The sequence below is a fragment of the Pseudoalteromonas sp. 1181_04 genome, assembly GCF_052850545.1.
Window position 1 is genome coordinate 1 of the sequence record NZ_VXCS01000086.1, and the last position, 755, is coordinate 755.

Genomic DNA, 755 nt, shown 5'->3' on the forward strand with positions numbered 1-755 from the left:
TCATTGTTTCGCACGGCTTTGAGCCAAGGAACTTTAAAGCCAGCATCCGTCACAATAACGGGCCGACAATCACTCGGCAAGATCAGTTTGAGCATCTTCAAGAACCGTTTTTGTACTTTTGGGCAATGATATTGAAAGCTGAATGCACTTTCCTGATACAGGATTAAAGAGCGACCTTCACTGACAATGCTGGCACGCAGAATACAATATTTGGTTTGTGTATCTGCATGACTCCAATCAACCAAAATGACGGGATGCTTTTCAGTGACCACAAAACGGCTTAAGTGAACATAAACCGTTGTTGATTCAAGCAAAAGCTCGTGGTTACTGAGCAGTCGATCAATACGTTTAATATCATGTTTTTTCAGTTGTTTTTGAATTCAAATTGCGACCGATAGACGTCAAGGTGCATTGCTGACAGTGCAATAGAGATTTAACGGCAGCGACTAAGGTATTAAATCTGGCTTTATGAATTGATTTAGGGGTGACAGCGCGGAGCATATTGTGCAAAATAGTAAAAGCATTCATGGTGTTTAGCTCTGTTGTTTTTGACGATTCATAAGATCACAAAACACCATGAATGTTCCCTCGCTTCCCACATTTTTTAATACTGTTAGTTTATTGATATATAAAGGCTAATTCTGGGAATACTTTAGGTCTTCTTCCCCATATAATTAAATTAACAAGCGCGGCATAAACCGCGCTTTGAATTTACTCTGATACAGAAGGTTCAGTATTTGCTTGAGCATCGCTTA

Annotated in this window: 1 pseudogene; it reads right to left on the bottom strand. The window is 39.6% G+C overall.

From position 1 onward, the window contains the following. Positions 1-314 (bottom strand): annotated as a pseudogene (locus tag FW757_RS23140) (IS4 family transposase); the annotation flags it as partial. Positions 315-755: the final 441 nt, after the last annotated feature.